Source organism: Rhizobium sp. NZLR10, from assembly GCF_019685125.1.
GTDB lineage: Bacteria > Pseudomonadota > Alphaproteobacteria > Rhizobiales > Rhizobiaceae > Rhizobium.
This window is the reverse complement of sequence record NZ_JABDWE010000001.1, coordinates 393,465-409,200: the sequence shown is the minus strand read 5'-3', so window position 1 is coordinate 409,200 and position 15,736 is coordinate 393,465. Positions and strand designations below refer to the sequence as shown.

The 15,736-nt window shown below is 60.3% G+C and carries 14 protein-coding genes and 2 pseudogenes; 14 read left to right on the top strand and 2 right to left on the bottom strand.

The window, feature by feature from the left end; all coding sequences use genetic code 11:
- Positions 1–205: 205 nt before the first annotated feature.
- Positions 206–1,081 (bottom strand): EF-hand domain-containing protein, encoded by an 876-nt coding sequence (locus HJB82_RS01890; protein WP_221115018.1) that lies wholly within the window; start codon positions 1,079–1,081, stop codon positions 206–208.
- 163 nt (positions 1,082–1,244) lie between these two features.
- Between HJB82_RS01890 and HJB82_RS01885 the strand changes: the two genes are divergently transcribed.
- Positions 1,245–1,892, top strand: a complete 648-nt coding sequence (locus HJB82_RS01885) for a TetR/AcrR family transcriptional regulator (protein WP_207584821.1) — start codon at positions 1,245–1,247, stop codon at positions 1,890–1,892.
- Between the two features lie 365 nt (positions 1,893–2,257).
- Positions 2,258–4,441, top strand: a complete 2,184-nt coding sequence (locus tag HJB82_RS01880; RefSeq protein ID WP_221139466.1) for a DUF1217 domain-containing protein — start codon at positions 2,258–2,260, stop codon at positions 4,439–4,441.
- 38 nt (positions 4,442–4,479) lie between these two features.
- Here HJB82_RS01880 and HJB82_RS31970 read toward each other — a convergent pair.
- Positions 4,480–4,754: pseudogene (locus tag HJB82_RS31970) on the bottom strand (prevent-host-death protein).
- A 161-nt stretch (positions 4,755–4,915) separates the two neighbouring features.
- On the opposite strand from HJB82_RS31970, the gene HJB82_RS01875 reads away from it, so the two are divergent.
- The 12 genes and pseudogenes from HJB82_RS01875 (at position 4,916) to HJB82_RS01820 (ending at position 15,723) form a co-directional block, all read left to right on the top strand.
- Positions 4,916–5,908 (top strand): LLM class flavin-dependent oxidoreductase, encoded by a 993-nt coding sequence (locus tag HJB82_RS01875; protein WP_207584823.1) that lies wholly within the window; start codon positions 4,916–4,918, stop codon positions 5,906–5,908.
- Positions 5,909–5,931: 23 nt separating this feature from the next.
- Positions 5,932–7,281 carry an LLM class flavin-dependent oxidoreductase gene (locus HJB82_RS01870; protein WP_221115017.1) on the top strand — a complete coding sequence of 450 codons (1,350 nt, stop codon included), beginning with the start codon at positions 5,932–5,934 and terminating at the stop codon, positions 7,279–7,281.
- A gap of 17 nt (positions 7,282–7,298) precedes the next feature.
- Entirely contained in the window at positions 7,299–8,498 is a 1,200-nt protein-coding gene (locus tag HJB82_RS01865) for a M20 aminoacylase family protein (RefSeq protein WP_207584825.1), read from the top strand.
- An 8-nt stretch (positions 8,499–8,506) separates the two neighbouring features.
- Entirely contained in the window at positions 8,507–9,058 is a 552-nt protein-coding gene (locus HJB82_RS01860) for a GNAT family N-acetyltransferase (RefSeq protein ID WP_221139465.1), read from the top strand.
- 37 nt (positions 9,059–9,095) lie between these two features.
- Positions 9,096–10,874 carry an amino acid ABC transporter permease/ATP-binding protein gene (locus HJB82_RS31870; protein WP_221115014.1) on the top strand — a complete coding sequence of 593 codons (1,779 nt, stop codon included), beginning with the start codon at positions 9,096–9,098 and terminating at the stop codon, positions 10,872–10,874.
- 93 nt (positions 10,875–10,967) lie between these two features.
- The gene (locus HJB82_RS01850) at positions 10,968–11,912 is read left to right on the top strand and encodes an ABC transporter substrate-binding protein (protein WP_221139464.1); all 945 of its coding nucleotides are present in this window, start codon (positions 10,968–10,970) and stop codon (positions 11,910–11,912) included.
- A 72-nt stretch (positions 11,913–11,984) separates the two neighbouring features.
- Positions 11,985–12,923, top strand: coding sequence for an ABC transporter substrate-binding protein (locus HJB82_RS01845; RefSeq protein ID WP_221139463.1), 939 nt, complete (start codon positions 11,985–11,987; stop codon positions 12,921–12,923).
- A 29-nt stretch (positions 12,924–12,952) separates the two neighbouring features.
- Positions 12,953–13,985, top strand: a pseudogene (locus HJB82_RS01840) (LLM class flavin-dependent oxidoreductase).
- 60 nt (positions 13,986–14,045) lie between these two features.
- Complete coding sequence (locus HJB82_RS01835) at positions 14,046–14,642, top strand: 2-hydroxychromene-2-carboxylate isomerase (protein ID WP_207584830.1); 597 nt, start codon at positions 14,046–14,048, stop codon at positions 14,640–14,642.
- 114 nt (positions 14,643–14,756) lie between these two features.
- The gene (gene msuE, locus HJB82_RS01830; RefSeq protein WP_221115011.1) at positions 14,757–15,317 is read left to right on the top strand and encodes an FMN reductase; all 561 of its coding nucleotides are present in this window, start codon (positions 14,757–14,759) and stop codon (positions 15,315–15,317) included.
- An 11-nt stretch (positions 15,318–15,328) separates the two neighbouring features.
- On the top strand, positions 15,329–15,526 hold the full coding sequence (locus tag HJB82_RS01825) for a hypothetical protein (RefSeq protein ID WP_207584832.1): 198 nt from the start codon (positions 15,329–15,331) through the stop codon (positions 15,524–15,526).
- A 32-nt stretch (positions 15,527–15,558) separates the two neighbouring features.
- Positions 15,559–15,723: a hypothetical protein gene (locus HJB82_RS01820; RefSeq protein WP_207584833.1), complete on the top strand. Its 165-nt coding sequence runs from the start codon at positions 15,559–15,561 to the stop codon at positions 15,721–15,723.
- The last annotated feature ends 13 nt before the right edge of the window (positions 15,724–15,736 follow it).

Below are 15,736 nucleotides of genomic sequence, written 5' to 3'. Positions count from 1 at the left end.
CATCCGTGCGCTGGTGTCGTGCGCCTATTGCGGCGCACCATTTGTTCGGCTGACGGCTATGGCGGCGTTCCTGCTAGAGCATGATGCCGAAAAGTGTGAGCGGTTTTCTTATGACATCATGCGCTAACTCTCTAATTTAGAACAGGATTCAGAATTTAGGCCGACCGGGCCTAAAATCATCCTGGTCTAAACAACTAGGCGGTCGTCAGCCCGTGGCAGTGGACAATGAACCGGTGCCGGATGTGTCGAGCAGATCAAAGAGCTGGCTCGCCTGGCTTTCGGTGACGTCGTCCGGCCTACCGGCCATGAATTCGTCCAATGTCACGAGTCCGTCTCCATTCGTATCGAGATCTGAGAGCAGGGATGCAGACTGGTCATTGTCGGCGGGCGGCGGTGGCGGCGGTCCGTCGGGACGTTGCGATGACTGAGAGGACATGGCCTCGGTCAGCGCATCGACCGATAGGGACCCGGCGCTTTCGCTGTCGAAGCTATCGAAAAGCGTGCCGGCCTGATCTTCCGTCACATCGGACGGCCGGCCTGCGACGAACTCCGCCTTGCTCACCAGCCCGTCACCATCGGTATCGAGATCGGAGATCAGGGATGCAGACTGATCGTCGTCGGCCGGCGGCGGCGGTGGCGGTCCGTCGGGACGTTGCGATTGCAGGGCGGACATGTCCTCAGTGAGCGCATCGACCGATAGCGAGCCGGAATCTTCGCTGTCGAAGCTGTCGAACAGCGTACCGGCCTGATCCTCTGTCACGTCGGACGGCCGGGCTGCGACGAACTCGGCCTTGCTCACATAGCCGTCGCCATCGCTGTCCAACTGCGCAACGTCCATGCCGGCGCCGCCGCCCTGCTCTTGGCTGGAGCCGGACTGACCGGTGAGGCCGTTCATCGCCAGCGACATCAACTGGGCCATGAGTTTCTCGGCACTGTTGGTCGTGTCTTCGTCGGACTGCTGGCTTGTGGTTGATTTTTTTGCCGAAACCGTATTACAGGATAGGATGTCCTGGGATGCGGATGTCGAGCTCTTGCTATAGGAATAGGAAGAAATTGATGTTGCGGCCGAAATGGTCGTCATAAGCGCTCCATCGCTAGAGGGTGGGGATGCAACGCATTACAGAACTTATGAGTTCTCTAAATCGAAATTGCTAATGCCACAACCGAAAAAATCATCCCTCAGAAATCGCAGTCCGCTTTTCAGGCTCGTCGGCATGCGCTTCGGTAAGGCGGTCTAGATCGTCATGGATGGTGTCGACGAGCCCGCAGATGAGCCGCGCAAGCGAGGCCGGCCGAAAGTCTCCAGCGATGAGGACAAGCGGGCACATATCGTCGAAATCGCTCGCCGTGTTTTTGTAAAATGCGGCTATGCCGGAAGCACGACCGCGGTCGTCGCCACGGAGGCAGGCGTTTCGAAACAGACGCTCTACAAACTGTTCCAGAGCAAGGAAGAGCTGTTTGCCGCCGTCGTCGGCGCGCATCGGCGCATGATGCTCGATCTGCCCAGGCCCGCGGAAGATCTCTCGATCGCCGAGAGCCTCGAACGTATCTTCATGATCGACATGGATGAGGAGAAGGACGCGGATCGTGCCGGTTTCCTGCAGCTCGTCTTTCGCGAGGCGGCTCAGTTTCCTGAGCTTGTCGACATTCTGCAGCATGAAGGCATGCTTGCCAGCCGCCAACACCTTGCCGACTGGTTGAACGATCGCCGGGCCGAAGGCAGGTTGGCGCTCGACGACCCGGCAAGCGGCGCCCGCATGCTGATGGACATGATCTTCGGCGGTATGGGCCCGCCGGAAGGGCGGGCCCAGGCGTGGCCCGATCGGGCGAGGCTGCTTGCCCATCTTCGCCGTTGCATCGCCATCTTTGCCGCTGGCGTCGGCGCCGCCTGAAGCGCATCGCATTTTTCAACTTCCAATTCCGCATCAGATGAATTATAGAACTATGGAGTTCTATTAAATTGATTCGGCCACATGGACGTGGCTGTGCTTCGCCATGATCGGCGCCGACATTCCCGCAGAGATGAAAAGTTCCCCCGTGATTGCCGGCAGGCTTTCGCGCGGCGCCGCCGTGCTTAAAGCATGTCGCCCGGAAGTGTGCAGCGGTTCCGGGATAACGACATGCATAAAAACAGAGGACTAAAGCGCGTCGCATGAATCAAGTTTGATGCGACGCGCTTTAGCGCAAATCCAGCAAAAGCCGCAGAGCGATTTTGCGTTCGGAAACGCGTAAAAACCAGAGGTTAGAGGGACAAACGTTGGTTTCCACTTATGTAAGCTACCTCTCGGTCGCTCGAAATCTCGGCGCCAGTCTTTCGAACGTCGCATCCCAGGCCACGGTTGCCCGCGACAGCGCCTATTACAAGGAAAACATCGGCAAGGTCACGACGGTCGATGACTTCATGGGTGATTACAAGCTCTATTCCTATGCCATGAAGGCCTACGGGCTCGACGACATGACCTATGCCAAGGCCTTCATGAAGAAGGTGCTGGAAAGCGACCTCAGCGATTCATCGAGCTTCGCCAACAGCTTGAGTGACAGCCGCTATGCCGAGTTTGCAGCCGCCTTCAAATTTTCCGGCGAGACGAAGACGGCGCAATCGGACGTGCAGCGGGACAATCTGCTCGATGCTTATGAGACGTCCTTCGACACCGAGGCGGACGACATCGCGGATGAGACGGATTATTTCGAAGAGAATATCTCGTCGATCACCTCCGTCGATGATTTCCTGTCGAGTTCGAGGCTGAAGAACTATGCGCTGACGGCCTTCGGTCTCAGCACCGACTATACCTCAAGCAGCTTCTTGAAGGAGGTTTTGACGAGCGATCTCGACGATCCCGACAGTTTCGTCAACCAGCTCGGCGACGACGTCTATGTCAGCCTGGCAAAAGCCTTCAACTTCAACGAGGACGGCTCGACCGACGGCGACGTGATGTCGGAAGATCAGATCTCGCTGATGACGAGTGGGTATGCGGTGGCCTCGTCGACCACTGCGTCTTCGGACACCGGAGAGGCCTATGACACCTATTTCGCTGCAGAAATTGGAAACGTCACCTCCGTCGATCAGTTGATGAGCGACGATAAGCTGGTCGGCTATCTCAGGATCGCCTACGGGCTGACCGACGACGAATCCGACACTTTCATTTCCGCGGCGCTGAAAAGCGCCGACATCGCCGACGCGATCGGCCTGTCCGATTTGCACGACGCCTTCAATTTCGATGAAGACGGCGCGCTTGCCGATGGCGACACCGCCCAGACGTCGGAACAGACCGCCACGACCACGGCAGCCTTCGATGAAAATTACCAGGTGCTGGTCGCCAATACCAGCACGGAAGACGCCACCGACAACTATACGACGCGCATCGCCAGCGTTACCTCGATCGATGATTTCCTCGTATCGAATGCCGATGACGACGATGACGACAACGACGATCTCCCGGAAATGTGGGAAATGGCGTTGCGCGCCTATGGCATCGATTCCACCGAGGTTTCGAGAAGCGAGGTCCGGAAGATACTCGAAAGCGATCCAACGGACGCCAAAAGCTATGTCAACAGCCTGAACGATGACCGGTTCGTCGCCTTTCGCAAAGCCTTCAACTTCGACAGCGACGGCGACGTCACCGTTCCCTTGCAGGCCATGTCGGAATCCGTCGTCGACGACTATGCCGCCTATTACAAGCAGAACAAGATCCGCTACCTCGAAGGGAACGAACTGACCGAGGCGACCGATGCGGCGGATGACGAGATCAGCTATTTTCGCGAGCAGATGGCGACGATCACCACGGCGAGCGAATTTCTGGCCGACGATCGCCTGGTTTCCCTGGCGCTCGAGGCCAAGGGGCTCGACCCTGACGATGTCACGTCGGACGAATTGGAGAAGATGTTTTCTTCCGATCTCGACGACGAAGATAGTTATGTCAACAAGCTGGACGACAATCGTTTCGCCGAACTCGTCGGCTCGTTCAATTTCGACCAGGACGGCAATATTTCCACCGATCCCACCGGGACGGTGCAGCAGCGCGGCGATGTGCTCGACACCATCGACTCCTATGTCAGGCTGACGCTTGAGGACGATCAGGGCGATAGCAACACCGGCGTGCGCCTCGCGCTCTATTTCCAGCGCAAGGCGCCGGAGATTTCGAGCGCCTATGACATTCTGGGTGACAGCGCGCTCTTCGAGTTTTTTACCACGACCTTCAACCTGTCCAGTTATGTCTCCAACATGGACGTCGACAAGCAAGCCGAGATGGTCAACAATTTCATCGACATCAAGGATCTGGCGGATCCTGAGAAAGTCGACGATCTGATCAAACGCTTCACCGCCATGTATGATGTCGCCAACGGCACCGGCACCACGTCGACAGCACTTTCGATCCTCACCGGCTCAGCGACGATAAGCTCTGACACGCTGCTTGCAATGGCGCAGTTGAAAAGCGGCTGAGTGATCTTTACTCCCCGGTTCGTGAGGACCCGCCCACATCAAGATTGGCTGTCTGCCAGACGTTCGCGGCGTCGCGAAGGACTTGGCAGCGGGATGAATTGCCTGCCTCGACTTGCCGGTTGATAGGCGCCGGCACCTTCAGGGGCGCCGGTGCCTCGTGGGTTTTCGTATTGACCGACTGAAGCGTGATGGCGATCAGCTGCAGCTTGTCCTTGAGTGACCGGATATTCCCGGGCGCATGCGCTTTGAGGTAGCTGATCGGCTTGACATGCGCCGACAGCGTCCTGCGGTAACGCCCTTTGGCCCAGAATATCGAACGCCCCAGGCCTGGCCTGGAGAGGCTCCGATTTCCATCTCAGGCGCGGCCGCTTTTTTCACGAAACCTCTGCGAAAGAGAATGTCATTTCTTATAACGAAGTTTGTCTACTGATTTTATAGATTATACTTTGCAACCAGCGATCGGCTCGTGATGTCATGACCTATCTCCTCAGTCTTCTCGACAAAAGTCCGATCGAACAGGGTTTCACCGCTGCGGATGCGTTGCGGACGACGGTCAAGATTGCTGCCCGAGCCGAGGAACTCGGTTATCACCGTTTCTGGGTGGCCGAGCATCATAACATGTCCAATCTGGCGAGCTCGGCGCCGGAAGCGCTGATCGCCTACCTTCTCGCCAGGACCTCGAAAATCCGTATCGGCTCGGGCGGCGTCATGCTGCAGCATTACAGCGCCTACAAGGTTGCCGAGACCTTCAATCTTCTGGCATCGCTTGCACCCGGCCGCGTCGATCTCGGTGTCGGCAAGGCGCCGGGCGGCTTTCCGCTTTCGACACGCGCGCTGCAGCTTGGCGTCGATCCGGCAAGCAAACCGGATTTTGCCAGCCAGCTTTCCGATCTTAACACCTATCTCGCAGCCGACCCGAATTACGAGGGTGCGCAGGCGACCCCTTTCCCGCCCACCGCTCCCGAACGTTTCCTGCTCGGCGCCAGCGTCGACAGCGCCAAACTTGCTGCCGAGAAGGGCTGGGAACTGGTTTTTGCCGGTCACCTGAACGGCGATCCCGACAATCTGCGCAGGACCTTTGAGGCCTATGAGCAGGCATCCGGCGGCAAGCGGCCGATCCTGGCGCTCGCAGCCTTTGCCGCCGAAAGCGAGGATTATGCCCGCGAGCGCGTCGGCAATCTGCGCATCGTCAAGGTGTTTCTGCCGAACGGCCAGACCGTCAATGTCGGCAGCGAGGAGCAGGCGGCTGAATTTGCCCGCCAGGCCGGCGTCACCGATTACCGCATCGAGGAGAAGGTGCCGAGTGTGCTGCACGGCACCGCAACGCAGATCCGCAAGGAATTGGACGAGTTTCACCGCCGCTACGGCGTCAACGAATTCGTGCTCGACACGCCGGCGCTTTCAACCGCCGAGCGCCTGGCCTCCATCGAGCTGCTCGCCGAGGAGCGGCTTTCCCTCGTCGCCTGACCGTTTTCAAGGAGATCGATCCCATGGCTCAGAAACACGTCACGTTCGGCATCATGCTGCAGGGTCCCGGCGGTCACATGAATGCCTGGAAGCATCCAAGCGGGCCGGCGGATGCCAGTGTCAATTTCGACTTCTTCGTCACGACGGCGCGTAGCGCGGAGGCGGCCGGCATCGCTTTCGCCTTCGTCGCCGACGGGCTCTATATCAACGAGCAGTCGATTCCGCATTTCCTCAACCGCTTCGAGCCGATCGCCATTCTCTCGGCGCTGGCGGCATCGACCTCGAAAATCGGTCTCGTCGGCACGGTCTCGACCTCCTACAGCGATCCCTTCACCATCGCCCGGCAGTTCGCTTCGATCGACCTCATCAGTGGCGGCCGGGCAGGGTGGAACGCGGTGACCTCGCCGCTCGAGGGCTCGGGGCGCAACTACAGCCGCGAACATCCCGAACATGAACTGCGCTACGAGATCGCCGAGGACTATATCGATGCGATCAAGGGTCTGTGGGATTCCTGGGACGACGACGCCTTCGTCCGCAACCGCGAGACCGGCGTCTTTGTCGACAAGACCAAGATGCATCGCCTCGACCATAAGGGCCGCTTCTTCCGCGTCGAGGGGCCGCTCAACATCGGCCGTTCGAAGCAGGGTCAACCGGTCGTCTTCCAGGCGGGCGCTTCGGATTCCGGCATCAGGCTCGCCGGCAAACATGCCGATGCCGTTTTCACCAATGGCGGGCCTATCGAGGAGGCGCAGGCCTTCTACCGCCAGCTCAAGGACAGCGTGATTGCGCATGGCCGCCCGGCGGCGGAGGTCGGCATCTATCCCGGCATCGGCCCGATCGTCGGGAAGACGGCCGAGGAAGCGGAAGCCAAGTACCAAGCGATCCGCAACCTCGTCACTATCGAGGAGGCGCTGCTCTATCTCGGCCGCTTCTTTGATCATCATGATTTCGCCGTCTATCCGCTGGACGAGCCGTTCCCCGAACTTGGCGATATCGGCAGAAACAATTTCCGCGCTACCACCGACCGCATCAAGAGGACGGCGCGCGATAAGGGCCTGACGCTCCGCCAGGTCGCGCTTGATTCCGCGACGCCGCGCACCGCCTTCATCGGTACCGCGGAGCATATCGCCGACGAGATCATCCGCTGGGTGGACCATGGCGCTGCCGACGGCTTTATTCTCGGTTTTCCCGTCATCGCCGAGGGTTTCGCCGACTTTGCCGAATACGTCCTGCCGATCCTCACGGAGCGCGGTTATTTCGATCCGGTCCTGAAAGGCGAGACGCTGCGCGACCATTTGGGTCTGCCCTTCCGCGAAAGCCGGTATGCGGCCGGTGCGGACCGCCTCGAGCGCGGAAAGGCCGTCGGCGCCTGAGGCGCTGACGAACCGTCATGGACATCATCGCTCGGAACCCGCGCAGCAACGATCCGGTCGAAAAGGGCATCGCCGCCTATCTCGACGAGATCATCGCGCTTCGCCACGATCTGCACCAGTATCCGGAGCTTGCGTTCCAGGAACTCAGGACCAGCAAGCTCGTGGCATCCCGCCTTTCCTCCTGGGGCTACGAGGTGGCGACGGGCATTGCCGGCACCGGCATCGTCGCCACCCTCAGGCGCGGCGACGGCAGGAAGCGGATCGGCATTCGCGCCGACATGGACGCGCTGCCGATCGAGGAGGCAACCGGTCTTGCCTATGCCAGCAGCAATCCCGGCGTCATGCATGCCTGCGGCCATGACGGGCATACCTCGATCCTGCTGGCGGCCGCCCGTTATCTCTCAGAGAGCGGTAATCTCAGCGGCACGCTCAGGCTGATCTTCCAGCCCGCCGAGGAAATCGGCGCCGGCGCACGCAAGATGATCTCGGAAGGCCTGTTCGAACGGTTTCCTGTCGATGCGGTCTTCGGGCTGCATAACTGGCCGGGTGTGCCGACGGGGCAATTCGGCTTCGTCACCGGTCCTGCCATGGCTTCGGTCGATCAGGCGGTGATCAAGATTGTCGGCAAGGGCGGCCATGGCGCGGAACCGCACCGCGCCGTCGATCCGGTGCTGGCGTCCGCCTCCTTCATCACCGCCCTGCAAAGCGTGGTCTCGCGCAATGTCGATCCGCAGGACATGGCGGTTGCCACCGTCGGCTCGATCCATGCCGGCTCCGCCTCGAACGTCATCCCTGAGAGCGTGGAGATGAAGCTCACCATGCGGGCCTTCAGCGAGACGGTTCGCCAATTGCTGCAGGAGCGTATTCCAGCCCTTGCCCGCGCCCAGGCCGAAAGCTTCGGCGCCGAAGCGGACGTGAATTATCGCCTCGGCTTTCCGGCGTTGGTCAATCACGCCAAGGAAACGGCATTTGCCCGTGATGTCGCACAGGACGCACTCGGTCTGGCGGCGATCGAGAAGGATTTCCGGCCGAGAACCGCGAGTGAGGATTTCGCCTTCATGCTGAAGGCCAATCCCGGCAGCTACCTGTTCGTCGGCAATGGCGACAGCGCTCCCCTCCACAGCGCCCACTATGATTTCAACGACTCGGTCATTGCGCCTGCCGCCCGCTACTGGGTGCGGCTCGTTGAGGCCTTCCTCACTGATGACAACGGGTGATGAACTATATGAGCGATACATTTCTCTATACGAGCCCTCTCGACCCCCGCGCCAAGCCGCTGATCGATGAGTTGATCCACGAATATGACAGCCGCTACGGCACCTATTTCAATGCCGAAGGTGCAGCGGCCGAGCTCAATCGCTATCCCTCCGAAGCCTTTGCGCCGCCGCACGGCAACTTCCTCCTGTTGATGCGGAATGGTCAAAGCATCGGCGGCGGCGCCTTCAAGCAGTATGACGAGCGCACGGCCGAGTTCAAACGCATCTGGACGCGCTCCGATCTGCGCCGCCAGGGCCTTGCCCGCAAGGTGCTGGTGGAACTGGAGGCCCAGGCCGCCCGCCAGGGCTATGCCCGCATCTATCTTACGACCGGCTTTCGCCAGCCCGAGGCAGTCGGCCTCTATCTGACCTATGGCTACACCGCTCTCTTCGACACTGCTGTCGATCCCGAGATCTACAAGAGCCTGCCCTTCGAGAAGGACATCACCCATCTCGCTCAGCCGGCTCCCGAAAACGAAGCGGCCGAGCCACGCCTGCGCGTCGCCAGCGCAAATCACTGAAAGCGGCAAAGACCGACAATCATAAAAGGGAAGCACAATGGCACTGACGACGGATTTCGTGGGCATCGACCCCGGCAGCAGGACGGCAGAACCGAAGCAGGATCACTCCCGTTACCGCATCGTACCGGCGCGCCATCCCGGCCAGCTCGTGGGCACGATCTTCGCCGCCTTCGTCATCATCGCCGTGCTTTATTCCACCTTCACCAATCCACGCTGGGGTTGGGGCGTCTTTGCCGAATGGTTCTTTGCCGAACCGGTGCTCGTCGGCCTCGGCAGGACACTGCTTTTGACCGCGCTTGCCGCCATATCCGGTTCCATTCTCGGAACGGCTCTGGCGCTTGCCCGCGTTTCCAGGTCGCCGCTGCTTTCCGGTCTCTCATGGGGCTATATCTGGCTACTGCGCTCGATCCCCGTCATCGTGCTGCTGCTGATACTGAACAATCTTGGCTACCTCTACGAGACGATCAAGATCGGCATCCCTTTCACCGATACGGTCTTCATCGACTATCCGACGGTGCAACTGCTGACGCCCTTTGCCGCTGCCTTCCTCGGCCTCACGCTCAACCAGTCGGCCTTCTTCGCCGAGATCGTGCGCGGCGGCATTCTTTCGGTGGATCATGGGCAATTGGAGGCTGCAGCCGCACTCGGCCTGCCGCACCGCCGCCAGGCCTTCCGCATCGTACTGCCGCAGGCCATGCGCTCCATCCTGCCGACAGGCTTCAACGAGCTCATCGGATTGGCGAAGAGCACATCCATGGTCTACGTGCTGGCGCTGCCGGAACTCTTCTACACGGTCCAGGTGATCTACCGCCGCAATCTCGAAGTCATTCCGCTGCTGATGGTCGCGACCGTCTGGTATCTGATCATCATGACGGTGCTGTCGGTTGCCCAGCACTATATCGAACGCTATTTTTCCAAAGGCGCCGTGCGCAATCCGACGCCGCTTCCCTTTCAGGCATTTTTCGCGCGCTTCCGGCGTCCGCTGCCTGTCCTCGATACGGCGATCGACACCGTGCGCAAGATCGGCTTTCAGGATGCGGCGGCCCTGCGGGCCGCGGGCGGCGCGGTGCGCATCCACGGTATCTCGAAGAGCTTCGGTTCGCTGAAGGTGCTCGATGACATCGAGCTCAGCCTGCCTGCCGGCAGCGTGACCGCCATCCTTGGCCCGTCCGGCTCCGGCAAGTCGACGCTTTTGCGTGCCATCAATCATCTGGAGCGTGTCGATGAGGGCTTCATCTCCGTCGATGGCGATTTCGTCGGCTACAGCAGAAAGGGCGATACGCTCTACGAACTCAAGGAAAACGAAATTCTCAAACGCCGCGCCGATATCGGCATGGTCTTCCAGAACTTCAATCTCTTCCCACATCTGACCGTGCTCGAAAACCTCATCGAGGCACCGATCCAGGTTCGCGGCATCGGCCGCGAGGAAGCGGTGCAGCTGGCGCAGGAGCTGCTCGCGCGCATCGGGCTCAGCAACAAGATCGACGCCTATCCACGCCAGCTCTCCGGCGGCCAGCAGCAGCGTGTGGCGATCGCCCGCGCACTGGCGCTCCGCCCTAAGGTGCTGCTCTTCGACGAGCCGACCTCGGCGCTCGATCCCGAGCTCGTCGGCGAAGTGCTCGATGTCATCAAGGAGCTTGCCCGTACCGGCACGACGCTCGTCATCGTCACCCATGAGGTTGGCTTTGCCCGCGAAGTCGCCGACACCGTCGTCTTCATGGACAGTGGCCACATTCTGGAGGCCGGCCCGCCGGCGCGCATCTTCAACAAAGCGGAACATCCCCGCACGCGCGAATTCCTCGCCAAGGTTCTCTAGCGCCCGACAGCGCTGGCGAAATGCCTGGCCGCGACGGGCTGCACCGGCCGACTGACAACAACCACAACTTAAAAATGAAAATGGAGACGGGACATGGCATTTGCAGATAGAACAAGGCTTCTCATAGCAGGGGCCGTCACCATCGCCGCACTCGGTTTCGGTTCGGCTCAGGCGCAGCAGAAGTTCGATCTCAGCCCCGAGCAGCCGAACCGGCTGCGGGTCGAGAAGAACGAGAAGCGCGTTGACGAAGTCAAGGGCTTCAAGTTCGTCGAAAACGGCGCCTTTACCGTCGGCATCAGCTCGAGCGGCAATCTGCCGCTGCATGATTATGCCTCCGATTCCAAGACGGTCATCGGCTATGACGTCGATCTAGCGCAGGCCATCGCCGACAGCCTCGGCCTGAAGCTGGAACTGGTTTCCGTTGCCTGGGCCGACTGGCCGCTGGGACTGACGTCGGGCAAGTTAGACGCGGTGATCTCGAACGTGACCGTCACGGAAGAGCGCAAGCAGAAATTCGACTTTTCGACCTACCGCAAGGACGAGCTTGGCTTCTACGTCAAGGCCGACAGCCCGATTACGGCGCTCAAGCAGCCGAAGGATATTGCCGGCCTGAAGGTCATCACCGATGCCGGAACCAACCAGGAGAAGATCCTGTTGGAATGGGACCGCGAGAACGTCGCGGCCGGCCTAAAGCCGATCGAGGTGCAATATTATGACGACGACGCGGTCAAGGATCTCGCCGTCCAGTCCGGCAGAGCCGACGCGGTCTTCAGCGTCAACGCGACGCAGGCCTACTCGGCGGGCATCAATGGCAAGACCAAGCTCGTCGGCACCGTCAGCGGCGGTTGGCCGATCACTGCCGAGATTGCGGTCACGACGCGCAAAGGCAGCGGTCTGGCGGCTCCCTTGACCGATGTTGTCAACGACCTGATCGCCAGCGGAGCCTACAAGAAGATCCTCGATACCTGGAATCTTGGCCCCGAGGCGATCGACCAAGCAAAGACCAATCCTCCCGGCCTGCCGAAGAGCGGCTCCTGACATTGCCCGACGGGCTGGCGTTCAAACGCCGGTCCGCCGCTGCTTCTCAATGCAAACGGAGAGATATCGAACGTGACGATTTTTTCGACAATCCGCGCCTTGCTGCTTGCGGCGCTGACGTCTGCCTTGGCCGGCTTCGGGGCGGCCCATTCAGCCGACGATTTCGACCTCAGCCCGCAACAGCCGGGCAGGCTGCATGCCGCCAGGAACGAGGCGGCGATCACCGCGATCCCGAAGCACTTCAAGTTCGTCACGCCAGGCAAGTTCACCATCGCCGTCAGCCCCGGCGGTGCTCCGCTTGGCACCTATGCCACCGACGCCAAAACCGTAGTTGGGGCAGATCCCGACTATGCCTATGCCATCGCCGACAGCCTTGGCCTGACGCTGGAAATCGTGCCCGTCGCCTGGATCGACTGGCCGCTCGGCCTCACCTCGGGCAAGTATGATGCCGTCATCTCCAATGTCGGGGTCACCGAGCAGCGCAAGGAGAAGTTCGATTTCTCCACCTACCGCCAGGGACTGCACGGTTTTTTCGTGAAATCCGACAACCCGGTCATCTCAATCAAGGAACCCAGGGATGCGGCGGGCCTCAGGATCATCGTCGGTGCCGGCACCAACCAGGAGCGCATTCTACTGAAATGGAGCGACGAGGATGTCACCGCGGGGCTGAAGCCGATCGAACTGCAATATTACGACGACGAGGCGGCAAGCCTTCTCGCACTGCGTTCCGGCCGGGCCGATGTCATCGTCCAGCCGCACGCCCAGCTCGTCTTCATCGCCGCGCGCGACAAGAACATCAAGCGCGTCGGCACGCTGAGCGCCGGATGGCCTGATCGTTCCGACGTCGCGATCACCACCCGCAAGGGAAGCGGGCTCGCCGATGCGCTGACCGTTGCCACCAATGGCCTGATCAACAACGGCACCTACGCCAAAATCCTCGACCACTGGCATCTCTCCGAGGAAGCCCTGCCGGCATCCGAGACCAACCCGCCCGGCCTTCCAAAATATTGATATCGGATAGCACCTGTGGAAGGGACGACATGAGCCCCGGCAATATATCCATCAGCCATATAGGCTTCCTCACTCCCGGCAACTATATCGCCGACGATCCGTTGTCGGGATTGGAGCAGACGCTCCAGCAACTGCAATATGGCGAGGAGTTGGGCTTCGACAGTGCCTGGGTCCGCCAGCGGCATCTTGAGCCGGGCATCTCTTCCGCCAGCGCCTTCCTGGCGGCGGCGACCCAGCGAACCAGCCGGATCGAACTCGGAACCGCGGTCATTCCGATCGGCTATGAAAGCCCCTACCGGCTGGCCGAAGATCTCGCCACCGTCGATATTCTGTCGCGCGGCCGGCTGAATATCGGCGTCAGCGCCGGCCGGCCGCTGCATGCCGACCTGATTGCCCCGCTCGTGTTCGACGGTGACTGGACGGGCTACGATTTCTCGCATGATCGCGTGCTGCGCTTTGCCGACAATCTGCGCGGCACTTATCTCGGCGACGAGTAGACTTTCATCAAAACGCCTTTCGGGCAGCAGCGGCCGCGCCTGCAGCCCTATGCCAAGGGCCTGATTGACCGATCTGGTATGGCGGCGGGTCGCAACGCTCGGCCGAGTGGGCCGGCCGCAACGGCTTCAACCTGTTGACCGGCAACGTGATAACGGGTGAGGGGACGGATGATTTCTTCGTCGCTCAATCCAGATTGATCAAAACCCATCGCGCCGCCGGAACCGCGCGGCGCGTCGCGCTCGCCGCGTCATCGTGCCTTTCGACAATGCCGACGCGGTCACGCGCCGCCGCTACCGGGATTATGCCGAGGGCCGCCATGAACGGACGCTTTCGCCCCAGGGCGAACGGCGGACCTTGTTCGCCCGCGATGTCATCGGCACGTCGGACGAGATATTGGAGCAGCTTTTCGCCGATCCGATCCTGCCTGACGTCGGCGAGTTGCGGCTGGAGCTTCCTTACGAGTTCGAGCAGGAGGAATATCGCCAGATCCTCCACGACTTCGTGACAACAATCGCATCGGAACTCGGATGGAAAGCGCAGCCGGAAATTCAGGCCGCTTCCTGAAGGCCATCGAGCCGATGCCCTATTCGACGCCAGAACGATCATCTACGAGGAACGCCATCAGTGGCCAGAACGATAGAATACTTCTTTTCGATTGGGTCCCCCTGGTCCTACATCGGCTTCGACGCCTTCACCGAACTTGCCGCAGAGAACGACGTCGTCATCACGCCCTATCTGACGACGGTGGTCGAGGAAAATGGTGGCATCTTCTCACGCAACCGTCCGGAGATCCGGCGCGCCTACTGGACGCGGGACCTCAAACGCTGGGCGCGCGTGCGCGGCAAGGATTTGCGGCTCGAACATCGCCCGGAGCTCAGCGATCCGACGCCGGCCTCCCTCTTCGTGATTGCCGCCTATCTCGACGGGCAAGATTGGATCGGCGTTACCAGGGCCTTGCAGCATGCCTTCTGGAGCGAGGCGAGAGATATCGGCAAGCCCGATGTGCGCGAGGCGATCGTTGCCGCAGCGGGTTTCGATGGCGCAGCGCTTCTCCGGCGGCAAGCCGACGACGATGTCCAGAATAAATGGTCGGCAGACCGCGTGCATGCGCGCGACAGCGGCGTCTTCGGCTTTCCCACCTATGTCTATCATCGCGAGATTTACTGGGGGCAGGACAATTTGCCTTTCCTCGAACGTCATCTTCGCGGCGACAGGCCTTAGGTTGGATCATCAAGACGAATGTTTTTTCAACCGAGCGCCGAACGAGAGACGCCCATTCCTTTAATCCAGTAATTTTATAGACAATATTTGAAGCAACCATAGAGAGGAAAAACCATGTCAGGTTTCAAACTCGTCGGCATCGCCGGCAGCTTCAACCGTCCGTCGAAGACACTGGCACTTGTTCGGCATGTCGCCGACCGCGCGAGCCTCCGATACGGCTTTGCGAGCAAGACCTATGATCTGCACGATCTTGGTCCGTCGCTCGGCCGCGCCTTGTGGCGCAAGGACCTCGACGAGCAAGCCAGGCGTGTCGTCGACGAGATCGTCAAGGCCGATGCTTTGATTATCGGCTCGCCGACCTACAAGGGTTCCTATCCCGGTCTGTTCAAACACCTGATCGATCTGATCGACCCGCAGGAACTTCGGGGCAAGCCGATCATCATCACGGCGACGGGTGGCGGCGACCGACATGCATTGATGGTCGAGCATCAACTTCGGCCGCTGTTCGGTTTTTTCATGTCCCATACGCTGCCGACGGCTGTTTATGCGTCCGATCGCGATTTCGCGGATTACGCGGTCTCATCAGAAGCGCTTTCGAGCCGCATCAGCGAAGTCATCGGCGAATTGGCAGCCTTCTTTCCTGAAGCAAGACCGGTAATAGCGGCCGCCCAATAGGGATCGTTCCCATGGTTCGATCTCGGGAGGCCACGATGAACGATACGGAAAGACCGGGGGCAAGCGAGCAAATCTGGAGCGTATTCGAATTTGCTCGGCGATATCGCCTCGCCAAACGTGAAGAGAATCGCCTGCTGATGCTCTACGGACCAACAGCATCGCTTCGCGATCTGCTCGCCAATGCGCGACGTCATTCGCTGATTTCCTAACCGCGGAAGATGGTTCCAGACAGGAGGTTCGCATGAAACTTGATTTCCATTTCTGGCTGAGGCGCACGATCGGCCGCCTCCCCGAGCCTAAGGCGCGGGAGCCCGTAAACGCATTCTCCCGGGACGAAGAGCGGGACCGGTCGGCGCACGAATACGAGCTTCACTATTGGGGCGCGATGCCCGGACTTTGGTATTGAGGAGGGTGGTGTA

What these genes read in the sequence shown, in the direction of transcription:
- HJB82_RS01820 (WP_207584833.1), top strand. Translation starts at nt 15,559, where the DNA reads ATGAAACTTGATTTCCATTTCTGGCTGAGGCGCACGATCGGCCGCCTC.
- HJB82_RS01850 (WP_221139464.1), top strand. Translation starts at nt 10,968, where the DNA reads ATGGCATTTGCAGATAGAACAAGGCTTCTCATAGCAGGGGCCGTCACC.
- msuE (WP_221115011.1), top strand. Translation starts at nt 14,757, where the DNA reads ATGTCAGGTTTCAAACTCGTCGGCATCGCCGGCAGCTTCAACCGTCCG.
- HJB82_RS01885 (WP_207584821.1), top strand. Translation starts at nt 1,245, where the DNA reads ATGGATGGTGTCGACGAGCCCGCAGATGAGCCGCGCAAGCGAGGCCGG.
- HJB82_RS01865 (WP_207584825.1), top strand. Translation starts at nt 7,299, where the DNA reads ATGGACATCATCGCTCGGAACCCGCGCAGCAACGATCCGGTCGAAAAG.
- HJB82_RS01890 (WP_221115018.1), bottom strand. Translation starts at nt 1,081, where the DNA reads ATGACGACCATTTCGGCCGCAACATCAATTTCTTCCTATTCCTATAGC.
- HJB82_RS01875 (WP_207584823.1), top strand. Translation starts at nt 4,916, where the DNA reads ATGACCTATCTCCTCAGTCTTCTCGACAAAAGTCCGATCGAACAGGGT.
- HJB82_RS01870 (WP_221115017.1), top strand. Translation starts at nt 5,932, where the DNA reads ATGGCTCAGAAACACGTCACGTTCGGCATCATGCTGCAGGGTCCCGGC.
- HJB82_RS01825 (WP_207584832.1), top strand. Translation starts at nt 15,329, where the DNA reads ATGGTTCGATCTCGGGAGGCCACGATGAACGATACGGAAAGACCGGGG.
- HJB82_RS31870 (WP_221115014.1), top strand. Translation starts at nt 9,096, where the DNA reads ATGGCACTGACGACGGATTTCGTGGGCATCGACCCCGGCAGCAGGACG.
- HJB82_RS01860 (WP_221139465.1), top strand. Translation starts at nt 8,507, where the DNA reads ATGAGCGATACATTTCTCTATACGAGCCCTCTCGACCCCCGCGCCAAG.